The organism is Sulfitobacter sp. G21635-S1 (genome assembly GCF_027213915.1).
Taxonomy (GTDB): Bacteria; Pseudomonadota; Alphaproteobacteria; order Rhodobacterales; family Rhodobacteraceae; genus Sulfitobacter.
On the sequence record NZ_JAPWGV010000023.1, the window covers coordinates 1 to 16,137 of the forward strand.

12 protein-coding genes are annotated in these 16,137 nt (G+C 63.0%); 2 read left to right on the forward strand and 10 right to left on the reverse strand.

Annotated features, from left to right (window positions below; all coding sequences use genetic code 11):
• Positions 1 to 688 precede the first annotated feature (688 nt).
• Positions 689 to 1,024, forward strand: coding sequence for a hypothetical protein (locus tag O4H53_RS19640; protein WP_269366505.1), 336 nt, complete (start codon positions 689 to 691; stop codon positions 1,022 to 1,024).
• A 120-nt stretch (positions 1,025 to 1,144) separates the two neighbouring features.
• On the opposite strand, the gene O4H53_RS19645 is transcribed toward O4H53_RS19640, so the two are convergent.
• The 10 genes from O4H53_RS19645 to O4H53_RS19690 all read right to left on the reverse strand — a co-directional run bounded on the left by O4H53_RS19645 (position 1,145) and on the right by O4H53_RS19690 (position 15,543).
• Positions 1,145 to 2,056, reverse strand: a complete 912-nt coding sequence (locus O4H53_RS19645; RefSeq protein WP_269366506.1) for a DUF2493 domain-containing protein — start codon at positions 2,054 to 2,056, stop codon at positions 1,145 to 1,147.
• Between the two features lie 299 nt (positions 2,057 to 2,355).
• On the reverse strand, positions 2,356 to 3,402 hold the full coding sequence (locus tag O4H53_RS19650) for a DUF7146 domain-containing protein (protein ID WP_269366507.1): 1,047 nt from the start codon (positions 3,400 to 3,402) through the stop codon (positions 2,356 to 2,358).
• Positions 3,399 to 7,790: a strawberry notch-like NTP hydrolase domain-containing protein gene (locus tag O4H53_RS19655; RefSeq protein WP_269366508.1), complete on the reverse strand. Its 4,392-nt coding sequence runs from the start codon at positions 7,788 to 7,790 to the stop codon at positions 3,399 to 3,401. The genes O4H53_RS19650 and O4H53_RS19655 overlap by 4 nt, the downstream gene beginning before the upstream one ends.
• Before the next feature lie 514 nt (positions 7,791 to 8,304).
• Positions 8,305 to 8,940 (reverse strand): hypothetical protein, encoded by a 636-nt coding sequence (locus O4H53_RS19660; RefSeq protein ID WP_269366509.1) that lies wholly within the window; start codon positions 8,938 to 8,940, stop codon positions 8,305 to 8,307.
• A 105-nt stretch (positions 8,941 to 9,045) separates the two neighbouring features.
• Positions 9,046 to 9,522: a DUF6915 family protein gene (locus O4H53_RS19665; protein ID WP_269366510.1), complete on the reverse strand. Its 477-nt coding sequence runs from the start codon at positions 9,520 to 9,522 to the stop codon at positions 9,046 to 9,048.
• Position 9,523: 1 nt separating this feature from the next.
• On the reverse strand, positions 9,524 to 9,907 hold the full coding sequence (locus O4H53_RS19670; protein ID WP_269366511.1) for a DUF6878 family protein: 384 nt from the start codon (positions 9,905 to 9,907) through the stop codon (positions 9,524 to 9,526).
• A 79-nt stretch (positions 9,908 to 9,986) separates the two neighbouring features.
• Positions 9,987 to 10,283 (reverse strand): hypothetical protein, encoded by a 297-nt coding sequence (locus tag O4H53_RS19675; RefSeq protein ID WP_269366512.1) that lies wholly within the window; start codon positions 10,281 to 10,283, stop codon positions 9,987 to 9,989.
• Between the two features lie 118 nt (positions 10,284 to 10,401).
• Positions 10,402 to 10,782 carry a DUF3768 domain-containing protein gene (locus tag O4H53_RS19680; RefSeq protein WP_269366514.1) on the reverse strand — a complete coding sequence of 127 codons (381 nt, stop codon included), beginning with the start codon at positions 10,780 to 10,782 and terminating at the stop codon, positions 10,402 to 10,404.
• 126 nt (positions 10,783 to 10,908) lie between these two features.
• Entirely contained in the window at positions 10,909 to 13,053 is a 2,145-nt protein-coding gene (locus O4H53_RS19685) for a ParB/RepB/Spo0J family partition protein (RefSeq protein WP_269366516.1), read from the reverse strand.
• 126 nt (positions 13,054 to 13,179) lie between these two features.
• Complete coding sequence (locus tag O4H53_RS19690; protein ID WP_269366518.1) at positions 13,180 to 15,543, reverse strand: 1-deoxy-D-xylulose-5-phosphate synthase N-terminal domain-containing protein; 2,364 nt, start codon at positions 15,541 to 15,543, stop codon at positions 13,180 to 13,182.
• A gap of 129 nt (positions 15,544 to 15,672) precedes the next feature.
• Here O4H53_RS19690 and O4H53_RS19695 point away from each other — a divergent pair, with 129 nt between their 5' ends.
• Positions 15,673 to 16,137: an Lrp/AsnC family transcriptional regulator gene (locus O4H53_RS19695; RefSeq protein WP_269366520.1), complete on the forward strand. Its 465-nt coding sequence runs from the start codon at positions 15,673 to 15,675 to the stop codon at positions 16,135 to 16,137.

Here is a 16,137-nt window from a genome sequence, read left to right on the forward strand (position 1 = left end):
ATGTCGAGGTCGAAGGTCAGGGTCGAGATGGAGCCGACGCCCTTGGCGGTTTCGATGTCGGCGCTGGTGAATTTGATGCAGTTCGTGGTCATTGCTCTTCTCCTTGTTTGCGTTGCAATGATGGTCACCTTGCAGCTGGCCAAGGCCCGGCCACACCGAAGGCGAAGCGCAGCGGAGAGGGGCAGGCGCCGGTCTTTTTGCCTTGCGAGGAATGACCCGGAGGGTCAGGGGAAAAAGATCGGCGACAACCTTTGTGGACGGGACGACAGCTGCGACCGGCATGTCATGCAACTCAGACAAAAGGAGAAGTGCGGTGGCCGCGAAGGAAGGTAGGGGAACAGCCGATAGCCAGCAACGCCGAAGCGATCCTTGCACAGTCACACCTGATCTCTCGATACACACCAGGACCCTTCGCAACGCAACACCGGCTCGTTTTCAGTTCCTCGGCCGACTCACAGGGACCTCAAGCAGAAAGTGATCTGACAGGCTGAAGAAGATGAAATGCCAGGGCGAGGACATGCGCATCTGTCCCCGACGGCATTAGCCCGGGCCGCGTTGCGAACTTCGAGGATGTCCCGAATGGCATCGCGAAACTGAGCAAACGACGCATGCGACTCGGAAGATCAGGCAAAAGCTCGGGTCCGCTCCAATCCCGATACGCGTCTGCATAAGTGAAAAGGATCAGCTGTTGGACGGCGCAACACCGAACGTGGTCACTGAAGATGGCCTGCGCGATCTGCTCTCAGATGGCTACCTCATCGAAGCGATCTGCAACCAGACTGCCGAGAAGCGCCACAACAGTTGGTATGGCTCCTGGGGCGTGCACGCGGTGACGAAGGATGGCCAGGATGCGAAGATGCTTGTCACGAGCCGTAGCGTCTTCAAGTTGCGCGAGTTCAAGACGATCATCGGATTGGTCAGTTTCCTGGCCGACATGGGGTGCCTTTCGGCAAACATCCCGCTGATCGCGGGACGACGAGAGCGTCACGAGGCTTCAGGAAGGCCCGCGACAGCGACCAGATAGAAATACTCATCCACACACTCAGCAGTCTGTCGAACCAAATCCCGCAGAAATGGCACCCCTGTAAACTCATAGAGCGAACCGCACAGGGCGCTCTGACTGATGTCATGGTAGAACCGGGGCCTAAGCCCCGATCCTCTTGATGCGAATCCCGAGCTTGCGGGCCTTGTCGACGATGTTCTCGGTGATGCCCGAACCGGGCGTGGCGATCAGACCTTGGGGCATGGTATCGAGCATCTTGTCGTTGCGCTTGAAGGGGGCTGCCTTGCCGTGGCTCTTCCAGTCGGGCTTGAAGACCACCTGGGTGACACCACGGGTATCTGCCCAACGGGCCGCGATCATTTCTGCACCTTTGGGCGTACCACCGTGCAGCAGCACCATGTCGGGGTATTTGGCGTGGGTGGCATCGAGAACGGACCAGATCAGATCGTAGGCCTGATAGTCCCCGCCCGAAAACGCGATCCGCGTGCCTTCGGGGCAGTGCACCTCGGTCTCCTTGCGGCGCTTGGCCGAGAGATAGGCCCGGCTGTCCACCACCGCGGAGGTGAGACCGCGATGCGAGACCTTGGATCCGGTGCGGGGCAGCCAGGGCGAGCCGGTGTTGGCCGAGAAGTGGTCCACGGCCAGATCGCGCATCTGCTCGAAAGCGTCGCGATGGTCCCAGAGCTTGAGCCCGATCAACTGGAGGCGCTCGAGCTCAACCGAGGCGACCTCGGAGCCGTCCTGGATCGACAGACTCTCCCGGACCTCGAATTCGTTGTCATCGAGGAGCTTCTGGATATGGGTCAGCCGGCGATGGAAGATCGAGGTGAGGGACCAGAGCATCTCTTCAAGATTGTCTTCCAACTGGCTGCCGATGAGGAGGCCGATGGTGGTGTCGAAAAGCGTCGCCATGGCGAGCTCGACCTCGTCCGGCTGGGGCAGGGGGCGATGATCGGTCTCGCCGGGCCCGGGCGTTGCGCCGTGAAGTGCGAGGTGGTCGAGGATGGCGGAGGTCACGCTGGTTTCCTCTTGGATGTCTGTCTGATGTGGCATTGTCTGGTTCCTCTGTTTGATCTGACCCGATTTGGATGGGGCGATAACAGGACCGGCGGCGACCGGGCCGCATCCGTCAGGATCGGAGCGCAGCGGAGAATGCGCCCCGGGCCGGAAAATTGTCCCCGCGAGGAATGGCCCGAAGGGGCAGGGGAATTTTCTGGGTAGCGGGCGCATTGCTGCCCGGGCGAGGGGCACTCAGCCCCGACCCGCTGGTCCATCGCTCCCCTTATCCAAACGGGATCAGATCGAACCGGCGGAACCTTGGCCCAGTCAGGCATCTTCGAGAAGGTTAGCGGTCACCCGTCCTCGATCTCCAGACCTTGTGCTTTCGCGGCCCCTAACAGGGACCGACGCAGCGCATCTCTGCCGAATGCCCGCAGATCGTCGTTGAAATCGCACATGCTCGGCACGAGTTCACCACAGGTAATTCCACGCGATTCCAGTTGGTTACGCAGTCTCTTTGATGCGTTACGTCCAGCTTCGTCATTGTCCCGCGCGATCCAGATACGCTTGATCCCCGGCGGCGGAATGAAGAGGCCGAGATGGCTGGCGGTGAGACAGGAGGCGAGATCGAACTCCGGGAGAGCGGTGCCAACCGAGAGGGTGTTCTCGAGCCCTTCGCCGACGATGAGATCGCTGCGAGGTGAGCCGGACCAGAAGCGAATGGCATGGCCGTGCAGCTGCCCGAGGATCCGTTTCGGGCTCTCGATCCCGGCCAAACCGCCGGTGGACGAGTCGAGAAAAACTCTTGCGCAGCCGGTGATCTGGCCCCGATTGTCGGTGATCTTGGCGAGCAGGGCAGGGGCCCTTTGCGGCGGATCGGGATCGTCCTCGCCCTGCCGCAGGAAGACCCGCGGGTGATAACGGAGGGCAGGACCCAGCCGTGTAGTCCCGCGCCCTTGCAGATAGGTGGCAGCCAGTGTGCCAAGCACCGGCTTGCCCGCGGCAAAGAGTTTGCGCGCCCGCGCGATGCGCTTGCTCGAGGCGGCATCTGGTTGCTCACCGGTTTGGGTGTCTCGCGGCACGGCAGGGCAGGGGGCCTCGCCGAGGAAGGACCGAGCTTCCCGCAGCGTTTCCTTCAGCGTGACCGACCCAAGCCGTTCATGCAGCAGATCGATCAGATCGCCAAATTCACCCGTCGCATAGTCGGTCCAGGACCCGGCTTTACGCCCACCTTGAGCTTGCAGGCGGATGGCGAGACTCTGGCCCTTGGCCCCCGAGGTATCGCCAACCTGCCAATAATTGCCCTGCATGCGCCCCTCGGGGAAATACTGGCGGCAGAAACTCTCGGCACGATCTGCCAGATCGGCCGAGAGGTCTGCGATGCTGCGCCGCGCGCTCATGCGGCGGCATCCGCGGCGCTGGCGCCAACGGGATGCTCGGCGAGCACACGCGCCAGAACCTCGGTACCGTCCACCGGGATAAACACACGCGTCTTCCACTGGATCACCTCGGTGAAACAGCCCAGGGCCTTCAGACCGGGGAGGGCCGTGCCCGACGCTCCAATCAATTCAAGCCTCGGCTGGCCCATGACCAACGACCGGCGCAGCTGGTAGCCGCCGAGCAGGCTTAGACTTGTCCTGGCCTCCATCACGGTCGTAAAGACCTCCTGCGGCGTCATCTCGATCTGGCAGTCGAGCCCGAGCCGCGCGTAGACATTGAGAAGCTGCTCCTGACTGACAAGACGGCCGATGGCGCGCTCCCCGTCTTCGGTCTGAAGGCGATAGATGCGCATGTTGTCGGCGGGCAGGCGATCCCAGATTGGCAGAAGAAGCCCGCAGATCAGCGTGATCTTCGAGGTGGTGAACTCCGGCACTGCGTCTACCTCGGCCTGCCAGAGCTGTTCGAACATCGCATCATCGATCTCTTCCCAGTGCGATTTCGAGAACTCGGAAAGCACGAGGATCTCGGTCGTCATGGGACGCAGGAGCTTCACCCGAAGGATTGGCGCGCCATCCTCGTCCATGAAAGCCGACGCATTCACCATGAGTGCTGCACGCTTGGAAGTCTTGTTCCAGCACAGCGTCGCGCCCTTTGTGTCGGCGCAGATCTGTTTGACCCGCGGCAAGGTCAGCGGATCGTTTCGATCCGTGCGCTCTACGGTCAGGGCGGTGGCCGTCGCCCCCGTCGCCTCGTGCTCGAAGATGACCTTGCGGTCGACAATCTCGAATTTCTCCGCCTTGAGCGTCTCAAGGCCGACATCGAGCGTGCCCGCCTGCCGAGCGTCCTCGATGATGGCCGAAAGAAACCCGCCGAAGGCCTCAAAAATCGCGTCCTGCATGTCGATCCGGAGCGCGAGGCAGCGGTTCAGGAACTGCTGGATCGGCGGCAGGTTTTCTTTCATGGTGCCATCCGCCTCATCGAGCGTCAGACCGGTCATCTCCTGAAACTTCGCGTAGGAGCAGGCATCGATCTTGCCCGCGCGCAGCTTGTAGAAGAATTGCCGCAGCGCCGCGCGGGCGTAGGGGCTCTCGAGGTTGTCTTCGGCGCGGAACATGTTCTGCCCACCGGTCTCGCGTTGCCCCTTGGTGATGGCCCCAAGCGTGTCGAGACGGCGGGCGATGGTGGAGAGAAACCGTTTCTCGCCCTTCACGTCTGTCGCCACGGGGCGAAAGAGCGGCGGCTGTGCCTGGTTGGTGCGGTTGGTGCGCCCGAGCCCCTGAATTGCATTGTCTGCCTTCCAGCCAGGCTCAAGGAGGTAATGCACCCGAAGGCGTTGGTTCTTTGCCCCGAGATCGGCGTGGTAGCTGCGACCGGTACCGCCGGCATCAGAGAATATCAGGATGCGCTTGGCATCATCCATGAAGGCCTGGGTTTCACCGAGGTTGGACGAGGCGGGACGGTTCTCGACCTTGAGCCGCCCCTCACGCGTCTTCACGATGCGCCGTTTGCGCCCCGTGACCTCGGCCACCGCCTCCCCGCCGAAATGCCAGAGGATCTGGTCGAGCGCGCCTTGCACCGGGGCGAGCGCCCCAAGATGCTCAACAAGATCGTCCCGCCGCCGCTCCGCCTCACGGCAAATGATCGGATTGCCATCGCCATCGAGGGCGGGGCGCGAGCGCAGGTCCCCGTTCTCGTCGGTGTAAGGCTCAAAGAGCTGAGTCGGGAAGGAGTGCATCAGGTAGTCCATGATGTTCTCCCTCGGCGTAAAATCGACCTGCAGGTCGTCCCACTCCGAAGGCGGGATCTCTTCGAGGCGCCGTTCCATCACTGCCTCGCTGGTCGAGACCACCTGGATCACGGCCGAATGCCCCGCCGCCAGGTCCGCCTCGATCGAACGGATCAGGGAGGGGCATTTCATGGCGGTGATGAGATGGTTGAAGAAGCGCTGCTTATTGCTCTCGAAGGCCGAGCGCGCGGCGGATTTCGCCTGGGGGTTCAGCGTACCGGTCTCGGAGGAAATACCCGAGGCCTGAAGGGCCGCCTCCAAGTTGGTGTGGATAATCTGATAGGCTTCGGCATAGCTGTCATAGATCGCGACCTGGGCAGGCGTCAGCTCATGGACCAGCATCTCGTATTCAACCCCGGCATAGGAGAGCGATCGCGCCAGATAGAGACCGAGCGCCTTCAGGTCGCGCGAGATCATCTCCATGGCGGCGATGCCCCCGGCCTCCATCGCGGCAACGAACTCGGCCCGCGTTACGAAGGGGAAATCCCCGGTGCCCCAAAGGCCAAGACGGGACGCATAAGCGAGATTGCCGACGACCGTCGCCCCAGTGGCCGAAACGTAGAGCACGCGGGCATCGGGAACGGCGTTTTGCAGCGCGAGGCCCGCAAGACCCTGTTGGGAGGCCCTTTTGTCGCCGCGGTCGGACTTTTCGCCTGCGGCATTCGCCATGGCGTGGCTTTCGTCGAACGCGATGACCCCGTCGAACCCCTCACCGAGCCAGGCCGTGACCTGGTCGAGGCGGGAGGCCTTGCCCTCGCGTTCGGCCGAGCGTAGCGTGGCGTAAGTGACGAAGAGGATGCCCTCGGGTAGCCTGATGTCGCTTCCCTGGCGGAATTTCGAGAGCGGCACGATATCGCTTTCACGACCCCCGAGCGCCATCCAGTCGCGACGCGCATCTTCGATGAGCTTGTCGCTTTTTGACACCCAGACCGCGCGGCGGCGCCCTTTGAGCCAGTTGTCGAGGATGATGCCCGCGACCTGCCGCCCCTTGCCGCAGCCGGTGCCATCGCCAAGGAACCAGCCCTTGCGAAAACGGAAGGAACCCTCGTCGCTCTCAGTGGCCGCCATCAGCTGGCCTTCGATCTCACTGTGCTTGAACCAGCCTTTGAGATGTGTCTCGTGGGCATTGCCAGCATAGATGACACTTTCCAGCTGCGGCGCGGAGAGAAGGCCGTCAGCGACGAGGGCTTTCGGCAGAAGGGGCTGGTAGGTCGGCACGGGCGGCGGGACCGATGCCATGGCGGCGGATTGGACAAGTGCGGTCGGATGCACCGCCGCGCCGTCTATCCGGATCGCCTGAAGGTCATAGGCCTCGTAGACCGTGTCCTGCAGCGTGCCCTCGGGTTCGCTCCAGGCTTTTGGCAGGTAGTCGAGCGGTGCCGTCTCGATGTCGTCAAACGGATGCCTCGCGCGTTCTTCGGCGAGGGCGCGGGTTTCCTGGCGGGCGGCGTTGCGCAGGGCGTGCAGGTTGGTCCGCGCAGCGGGTTTCGGCACCGCCAAAGCCGCGCTGGTGGGGCAGGGCGGGGGGCTGCAGCGCTCGGGACAATGAGTCAGCACCGCAGTGAGAAGATCACCCGTGGTCGTGCAGAGCAGATGATAGGCCGCCTCGCTCTCGACCGGTGCAGTTACTCCGGCGCCAGCCGGGCGCTTGTCGATCACCGTCAGCCGCGTGTCGATCGTGGTGCCATGCCGCGCGAAGACCTTGCCGTCGATCGCAGCGGAAAACACCACATCGGCGCTCCGACCGATCCGCTGAAACGTCGACTGGAAGGATTTCGTGGAGGGGCGGAAGCTTTCGCCGGTGATGACGACGAGACGCCCACCCGGCGCGAGGCGTGCCAGGGCGGACAGGACATGCTGGCTGGTGGCCTGCCGGAACCGACCCTCGACATGGTTCGCAGCCGAAAACGGCGGATTCATTACGATGACTGAGGGCGCGATCGAGCGGTCGAGGCGGTCGTCGATCGACGCAGCATCGTGATCAGAAAGGACAGCATCCGGAAACATGTGTTCCAGCAGGGCGCGGCGAGTTTCCGCAAGCTCGTTCAGCGCCAGCCGAGCACCTGCAATCCGGGCGAAGATCGCCAGCATGCCGGTTCCGGCCGAGGGCTCGAGCACCAGGTCGGCATCCCGAAACCCCGCCGCCTGCGCAACAATGGCCGCAAGAGGCAGAGGGGTCGAGAATTGTTGCAGACGGACGCTGTCCTCAGAGCGCCGCGTGTGCGACGGCGCCAGAGCGGCGAGACGCTCGATCATGGTGAAGAAGGCCTGCGGCGAGGCCGCCTGGCGCTGCATAAGCGCACCGTAGCGCGAAAGCACCAGGATCTGGGCGATCTCGGCGACCTCGTAGGCGTCTTTCCAGACCCAGGTGCCGCTGGTGTCGCTGGCCCCGAAGGCCTCCTCCATCGCGGCGCGAAGGGCGGCGGCGTCGATGGGGCAGCCCGCCTCGAACTGCGGCACAAGGGTTTTCGCAGCCTGCATCAGGTTTTGGGCGAAGCGCGAGGGTTCCGGCAGGGCAAGGGCCTCGGGCGCAAGCGGGACGGAATGGGGGTGAGCGTTCATCGGCAATCTCCGGGGTTTAGGGTTGGCCCCAAGCCCCGCGCGCACTCTCTCGCCCGGGAGGGGTCACCCCTCCCGCCCTGCCTCTCGCTCTTTCATGGGATTGCTGATCTCCGCTCCGGCAGCGGTAACTTATCCCCAGAATCTGGGGATGGGTCTGTGGGCGCTGTCGCGGAAGTCCTTGTCAACTTAACGTATTACCAGCTCGCCAAAGTTTTGGGCGGTTTGGGGCCTGCGCATCCGAAACGGCTACGTCGTCCACCGAGCGGCTGCTGACAAAACTTGGACAACCTTCAGGAAGATCTTTGAAAAAGAAAAAGGCGGCATCCGGGAGGAGGTGGATGCCGCCGATTATTCCGGATCGGTTCAGGGAGGAGGAGAGAACCGATCACATTCGAAACATAGTGGTCATGCTGCGACCGCACAATAACCGGGCCATGATATTTCTGCATTGCAGCAATGCGAGGCCGATTGGGATTCCCGCAAGAAAGGGAGCGTATGCCATCTGTGCCGGTTCCTAAGCGTGAGCCCGCGCTTGAGCGGCAGCGGACTCGCGTGTTTGACCCGGCGAAGATGTGGGCACCGCCTCCCGCGCTTCGGACAAACAGCCGGTCTCATAGTCACCGACGAACCCCCAACAAGCGTCGACCTCCTCGCCGTCCTGCTCAATTACATATCCATAGACCCGACCGCCAATATAAGCATCGTAGGTGACGATTTCGCCGCGCAGGATGTCTTCAGCCTTTTCACGCAGCGCCTTGGTGACACGTTTCACACCGAACTCTTTCCGGACTGCTTCTCTCGTCGCGTAGACGAAGCCGACCTGGCCGGAGTCCCACGGGCAGTGGAATCCGATGGTGTTCATGGCGAGCCCGGAATGATCATAAAGAAACACGGGCAAAAGGACGGACTTGCGTTCGGCGCGCTCGCGCAGCTGGTCCATTGAAAGGTCGCTCTGATCCGAAACATCGGCAAGATCGCGCAGGAACGCCTCGGGGCTTTCGAACTGATGGCTGTCACCCAGCCGATAGCGCCGATGCCAGCAGATGAGCGTGCCGAGGTTGGACCACTCCCGTGGGCTTTCAGCATCCGGGTCATGGTAGATCTTGATGATGTGGCCTTGGTAGGCCTCCTCATAGACGAGGTCTTGCATATCGATTTCCTTTCTTGAAATGCAATCGACCCGCTTGGCCGGTTAAGGAGCAGGCGGGTCGATTTGGATGTGGTCAGATGGTTGGCGAGTTTGCCGACCGGCGGATCAGGCGGCAGCGCGGTTCTGACGATGCTGGACGTGCTCGACAGAGACCTTCAAAAGCCAGTCTTCGAAACCGAGAATGGTCTGGTGACCCACCACCGCCTCGATCCAGACCGCGCGCGGATCGCGACCGATCTGCGTCGGGTCGTTGTCGATCCGGCCATTGGCCATCCACGGCTCCGGCTGTATGCGTCCGAGCCAGTCCGCCAGCGACGGGATCCGCCCCTGGCAGTCTTCGCGCACATGCTGCTCGCCAATCCAGCGGATCGGGACGACCCGGCCTGCGCTGTTGGTCAGGCTGTGTCCGAAGATCCGTTGGGCATCATAGATTCCGGCCGTATGATGGCGGTATGCTCGGTGGACAAAGAGGGCCAGGTGCTCTTTGGATGAGTCGAACCAGTCATGCACGAACTGATAATCATCTGGAACGCCGCCGAACTTTCGGGCTGAGCTTTCTGCGTGATGGAGGGGATGTGCCATGTCAGAGCCCCTCGTGTTCGGTGGTGTTGGTCTCAATATAGCGGTTCGAGTGGCTGACATCGATCTTGTCTGCCTCGAGCGCCCAGGTCAGTTCGCCATAGCCGCCTTCGTTGTTCTCGAAGCCGGGACTCAGCGCATAGGCGAAGTCCCAGCCGAAGTCTTCGACGCGGCGCCGTAGTTCTTCCGTGAGGATGATCGCGTCAGGCGTCACGACAACGTCCTCGACATTGCCGGAATCGCCGTAGCCTTCGTATTGCACCTCGATGCTGGTCACGCCGAGGGCGCGCAGCTCGGTGAGAAGTGCCGCGCGGGTCTCGACCCGCTGTTCGGCAGCGTGTCTCTGGGATTCGAGCATCTGCGCATAGAAATCAGTCGCTTGTGTCATGTTTTTGGTCCTTTGGAATTGGGGGAGGGGAGGGCGACCGTTACGCGAGGCCGCCCCGGAGGTTTCCCGCGTGAGGGCTTCAGGCCGCAGCGTCGCCGCGTTTCTCGGCCGTCCGGTCAACCAGGTTGAAATAGAGGTTCTCGGTCGCGCGCTTGAACCCCGGCGGTTTGCGCGGCGCGAGGCAACGCACCGAAGCGCTGCAACTCTCACCATGCTCCATTGCGAACTGCGTCACCTTGTCGATCAGGTCATCCATGCCAGCGGCCTGGATGCGCTTTTCGGGGTAGCTCCCCAGCATCTGGAACTCGGTAACAACGAAGGCGCCATCGCGATGCGCGGGGTAGAGGGTGATCTGGTAGTCGAGTGTCTTGGCCATCTCTGGTCTCCTGCGGCGGGCGGGACGCAACCATCGCGCCCCATGGAACCCGCCAGCCCGAAAGGACCGCCCTTTGTGCAAGGGCGGTCCAGGGCCAGGTTTGGGGGAAGAGGGGTCGTCAGTATTCTGACGGCAGAAGCAGGGTCAGAACCCGGCGCGTCTGTCCGGGGTCGGAAGGTTCAGGCGAGCCGTACGTGTAGTCGACATCATAGAGGTCGAGTTTGAACCAGACTGTCGTACCATCGAGGTCGATGACACCCATTTCGTGCCATCCCTGCGGGTCGCTGTCGGCATTGAACCCGTCGAAGGCGGCAACACGACGGGTGAGATCCAGTTGGGCGTCGGGTCCAAGTGCCGCGACGCCGCGTGTCATCACGAACTGGCCCTGCGGGGCATCGGTGACAGGCGTAGTGCCGAGGATGGAACGTCGAAACGCATCGTTCTGCGCGGCAATGCGTTCGGCTTCCTTGACGGGATCGAGGTCGAGGATGGTGGTCATGGGATATCTCCGGGACGGGCCAGCCGATCCGATATCGGCTGTAGGCAACCCGCCAGCCGGAAAGGGCCGCCCTCGATGTGAGGACGGCCCAAAGTTCATGTGGTAATCAGACCGATGTTTGCTTCGTCAGGCTGCATCCTCGCTGAGGAAGGCGGGCAAGGACGGCGGTTCATCACTCTCCGCCTCGGCCACAGCGTCTGCGGCGGGCACGTCGCCTTCCTCCGCCTCGGGCGCATCGCCAATCATTTTGGCGTCGGCCTCAGTCGCTCCGGCAAACACCATCCCCTCGGGCAGCCAGCGCGTCGTTTTTGCAACCGTCGCGGCGTTGAATCCTTCCGTCTCGCCCGATGTTTCCGCGAAAGCCCGTTCCATCGCGGCGGCGATATCGCCCTTGCGCTCGCGATTGTGATCTTCGGCGTAGTCGTCGCCGATCAGCTTGCGCGCCGTGGCAACTGCATGACCCTTGTTGACCCGACCCCAGTAGTTTTGTGCTGTGGGGCGCCAGCAGGCCGCCACATCGACGTCAAGCCGTGCGCCAATCTCCTCGATGATCGGGGAGGGGCGATTGTCGGAGGAGAGCTGCGGCTTAACCGCTAAACCCGTCGCCCAGGCGAAAAGCGCCTGCTTGTCGGCAATGGGCAGCGCCGACATCGCCCGGAAGTCTTCGGGCTTCTCCAGCTTCATCCAATCGGTGGCGAGGTCCTGTTCCAGCGCCTCGAGCATCTTCTGGGCGACGGTGTCCGCATGCAGCACCTCGCGGTTTTGCGCTTGGAAGGGTCGGATCGAGATATCGAGCGCCTCGTTGTTGTAGGACCGCCCCAAAGCCTGCTCGCAGAGCGCGTAGATCATCGCATCAAACGCCACCTCGAAATCCGCCGCCAGATGCGCCCGAAGGATGTGTTGACGCGTGGCCCGCAGATCGTCGGCGAGGCTCGCCGAAATCCCGTCCGCCTTGCGCAAAGTCGCGGCAGGGTCGGAGGTCGGCACCGGTGTCGAGGATGTCGGCGGCGTTACCTGTGGCCGGGCAGGGGAGGGGGCGCCGTCCGCATCTGCGATGACCTCGTCGGGCTCGGGCACCGCTGGAATGTCCTCCGGCCGCACCAGGCCTTTCTCGACGCGCAGCGCCCCGTCATGACCGATGGTCAGAACCACGCCTGAGATGACGCGATCTTCGTCTGCGTAAGGTTGCCGTTCGCGCTGCAGGGCTTCGATCTCGCGCAGGCGCGGCTCGATGGCGTAGTACTCTTCGGTTTCAGCGTCGGTCCAGTCCTCGCCGTCATTCTGCGCCGCCAGTTCTTCCTCGCGCGCAATCAGACGTTCTTCTTCAGCGAGCAGGTCCGAATCGGGGTCGATGTCCTGCGGATAGACCCGCCCGAAACTGCGAAACGCGCCGTAATCCACCGAGAGATGCACTTCGACCCATTTCCAAGCCGCCTCGAAAGGTTTGGCCGCGGCTTGCAGCTTCTCAATGGCAAGTCGCTCCAGGAGCTCGGGGTTTTCCATATGGGCGCTGGCACGATCATCGAAGAGATCGCGCAGCAGAACGCCGCCCGCCGTCTCATAGGCCTCGATGCCGACAAACCGACCAAGCGCCGAGTTCGCCGAATGTGCTGTCTCGGTCAGCTGGCGTTTGATGCTTTGCGGATGGATGTGATAGCTGCCTTTCACTGCGTTCCAGACCGCCAATTGGCGATCATGGTCGTCGGTCAGCGTGAAGGCCATCACGCATTCGAGGGTCAGGTCGCCCGCGCGGAACTGCTCGATGATCTCCGGCGCGACACGGGCGAGCTTGAGGCGACGGCGCACCAGGTCGACGGAGACGCCAAACTTCAGCGCGATCTCGTCTTCGCTGCGGCCCTCGCCGATCATCGCCTCAAAGGCTTCGAACTGGTCGGCTGGGTGCATCGCCGCGCGCTGGAGGTTTTCGGTGGCGGAGGTGAGGATGGCGTTGCGCTCGTCCTCCACGAGGCAGGGCACCGGGTGATCGGCGGGGATCACACCTTCCTCGACGAGTTGCTTCAGCGCCTTGAGGCGGCGGCCGCCCGCATCGACCGCAAAACGTGTCTCAGACAGCGCATGAACCACCAGGTTCTGTTTGATGCCTGTCTCGCGGATGCTGGCGAGGAGTTCGGCGTCATCGCTGGCGCTTGCTGCAACCTTGCGGACGTTGAGCGGGCTCGGCTCCAACTGGTCGAGCGGGATCATCCGGATGTCGGCGGCGCCGGTCTTCTTTGAGGTGGCGGGTTTCGGTCGGGTCGTGGTCTTGGCCATGGTCTGGGTCCTTGTCACGCCGGACCCGGAAGAGACTCTCTCTATCCTTTCAAGCCCGGCACCCGGGCTTCCCTTTCTCTGGCTTTTCCCGTTTCCATTTCTCGTCCGCGATGATTATTAAACTCTCTAAAAATCAGGGCCATATGTGAATTTTGCAACCGAATTTGAAATCGCAATCCTATCAATTCCAAAATGTCGATGCAAATCGCTGATGGTGCCGGTCTGGCCAAAATGCTCGACTCCGTGCACAATCGTCCGGTGCCCTGCAACCGATCCGAGCCAAGCCAAAGCCGCCGGATGCCCGTCTAGCACAGTGACAATGCGGCAGGTTTCGGGAAGCAGGGCAAGCAAACGCTCGATATGGCTTTGAGCCGTGGCGTTGCCCTGTGCGCGGGCGCGCTGCGCCGCCGTCCAGCCGGCGGCAAGTCGGTCGGCCGAGGTCACGGCCAGAACCCCGATGTCGCGCCGGTGTTCCCCCACCAGACCCGCGGACGCGATGGCCTCTGCGGCGACCGCCCCCTGATAGGCGATGACCACGCTGCAATTCGGACCCGGCTCGCGCAGCCAGTAGGCACCGTCGATCGCGCCCTGGCGGAAGCGGTCGTCGGCCCGCTTGCCGGGCTGTTCCAGCGGTTGCGTGGTCAGCCGCAGATAGACCGAGCCGCCGGTCTCGTCCCGCAGCCAGGTGCGTTCGTCCGGATCGCCCTCGCCGTCGCGCTGCAGGTAGTCGAACGCCCATTCCAGGATCACCGCCAGCTCGTCGGCAAAGGCGGGCTCGAAGGCCGCGAGCCCGTCCTGCGCCATGCCCGTCAGCGGTGTGCCGACCGATTGATGCGCCCCGCCTTCGGGCGCCAGGGTCACACCGGACGGCGTGCCGACGATGATGAAGCGCGCATCCTGGTAGCAGGCATAGTTCAGCGCATCGAGGCCGCGATGCACGAAGGGGTCGTAGACCGTGCCGATCGGGATCAGCCGCCTGCCCCAGAGCGAATGGGCAAGACCCGCGGCGCCCAGCAGCACGAACAGGTTCATCTCGGCGATGCCAAGCTCGATATGCTGGCCTTCCGGGGCGAATTCCCATTTCGCGGTGGACGGGATGCGGTGCTCGATGAATGCATCGGCCTGCGCCTTGCGCGCAAAGAGCTTGCGCCGGTTGACCCAGGGGCCAAGGCTCGTCGTGCCGGTGACATCGGGCGAGGTGGTGACGATCCGCACGGCAAGCGGCCCGGTGTCCCGCGCCAGTTCGCCCAGCATCTTGCCAAAGGCGGTCTGGGTCGAGATCTCGCGATCCGCAGGCGCCGCGATGGCCGGCACGGCAAGCCGGTCTTCGGCGAACCGCCGCGGATAGCGGGTAAAAAACGGCACCCGGGCAAGAAATGCGCGCAGGCCGTCCGGATCGCGGACCGCCGCGAGAGGCTCCCACTCCGCGCCTTCGGGCACGCCCATCCGGACCTGCCATTCCGCCATCTGCGCCTTGGTCATCAGCCCGCCATGGTTGTCCTTGTGCCCGGCGATCGGCGTGCCCCAGCCCTTGATTGTATAGGCGAGGATGCAGGTCGGACGGTCATGGTCGATGGCGGCGAAGGTCTCGGCCATGGTCTGCACGCAATTGCCGCCGAGGTTCTCCATCAGCTCGGCAAGCGCGGCATCGCTCCGCCGCTCGATCAGCGCCGAGACCGGTCCCTGATCGCCCAGATCCTCCATCAGTCGCCGCCGCCAGACCGCGCCGCCCATATAGGTCAGCGCGGAATATTCCGCGTTGGGACAGCGGTCGATCCAGCCGCGCAGGGCATCGCCTCCGGGCTCTTCAAAGGCGGCGCGTTGCAGGCGGCCGTATTTCACCCGCATCACATCCCAGCCGAACGCATCGAAAATCTTCTCGATCCGCTCGAACAATCCCTCGCGCACGATCCCGTCCAGCGACTGGCGGTTGTAGTCGATGATCCACCAGCAATTGCGCAGATTGTTCTTCCACCCCTCCTGAAGCGCCTCGTAGATATTCCCCTCGTCCAGCTCCGCATCGCCCATCAGCGCAACCATCCGGCCCGCGGGTGCCTCGGCGCCCCAGGGCTTGGCGCGGATGTAGTCCTGCACGAGGGAGGCAAAGGAGGTGATCGCCACGCCCAGCCCGACCGACCCGGTCGAGAAATCCACGTCGTCGGTATCCTTGGTGCGGCTCGGATAGCTCTGGACACCGCCGTAGCCGCGGAAATTCTCCATCTTTTCGCGCGAAAGATTGCCCATCAGGTAGTGCATTGCGTGGAAGACGGGCGAGGCGTGCGGCTTGACGGCCACCCGATCCTCGGGGCGCAGCGCCGAAAAGTAGAGCGCCGTCATGATCGACACCATGGAGGCTGAAGACGCCTGATGCCCGCCGACCTTGATCCCGTCCGCCTTGGGCCGGATGTGGTTGGCGTTGTGGATCATCCAATGCGACAGCCACAACAGGCGCTGTTCGACGGTCTTCAGATATGTGGATTCGTCTGTCATCCCGGCCTCCCTGTCCGCTTCTGGATACAGGCTTCGCCAGGATTTTTCTTGCCAATTTTTCTGAAGATTCGGATGATCTGCGCCTATATCAAGCGCATATTCCGCAATGGGCGATGGAATCCGTCACGAATGAACGCAGACCTTGACGAAATCGACTACAAGCTCCTGCGCGAGTTGCAGCGGGATGCGCGCCTGACCCATCAGGAGCTGAGCGACCGGGTGGGTCTTTCGCCCTCGCCCTGCGCCCGCCGCATCCGCAAGCTCGAAGCCGAAGGCTATATCACCGGCTACAATGCCCGGATCGACGACGCGCGGTTGGGCTACGGGTTCAGCGTCTTCATCTCCGTCCGGCTCGACCGGCAGATCGACGACCGGCTGGTCGCCTTCGAGACCGAGATCCGGCGCTGCCCCGAGATCGTCGATTGCTGGCTGATGACCGGGAGCTTCGACTATCTTCTGCGCATTGCGGTCAGCGACATGGCCGAATTCGAACGCTTCCTGACCGGCCGCCTTACCAAGCTGCCGGGGGTTGCATCGCTGGAATCGTCGATTCCGATCCGCCGGGTGAAATACCTTCCGGCCCGCCTGGATTGA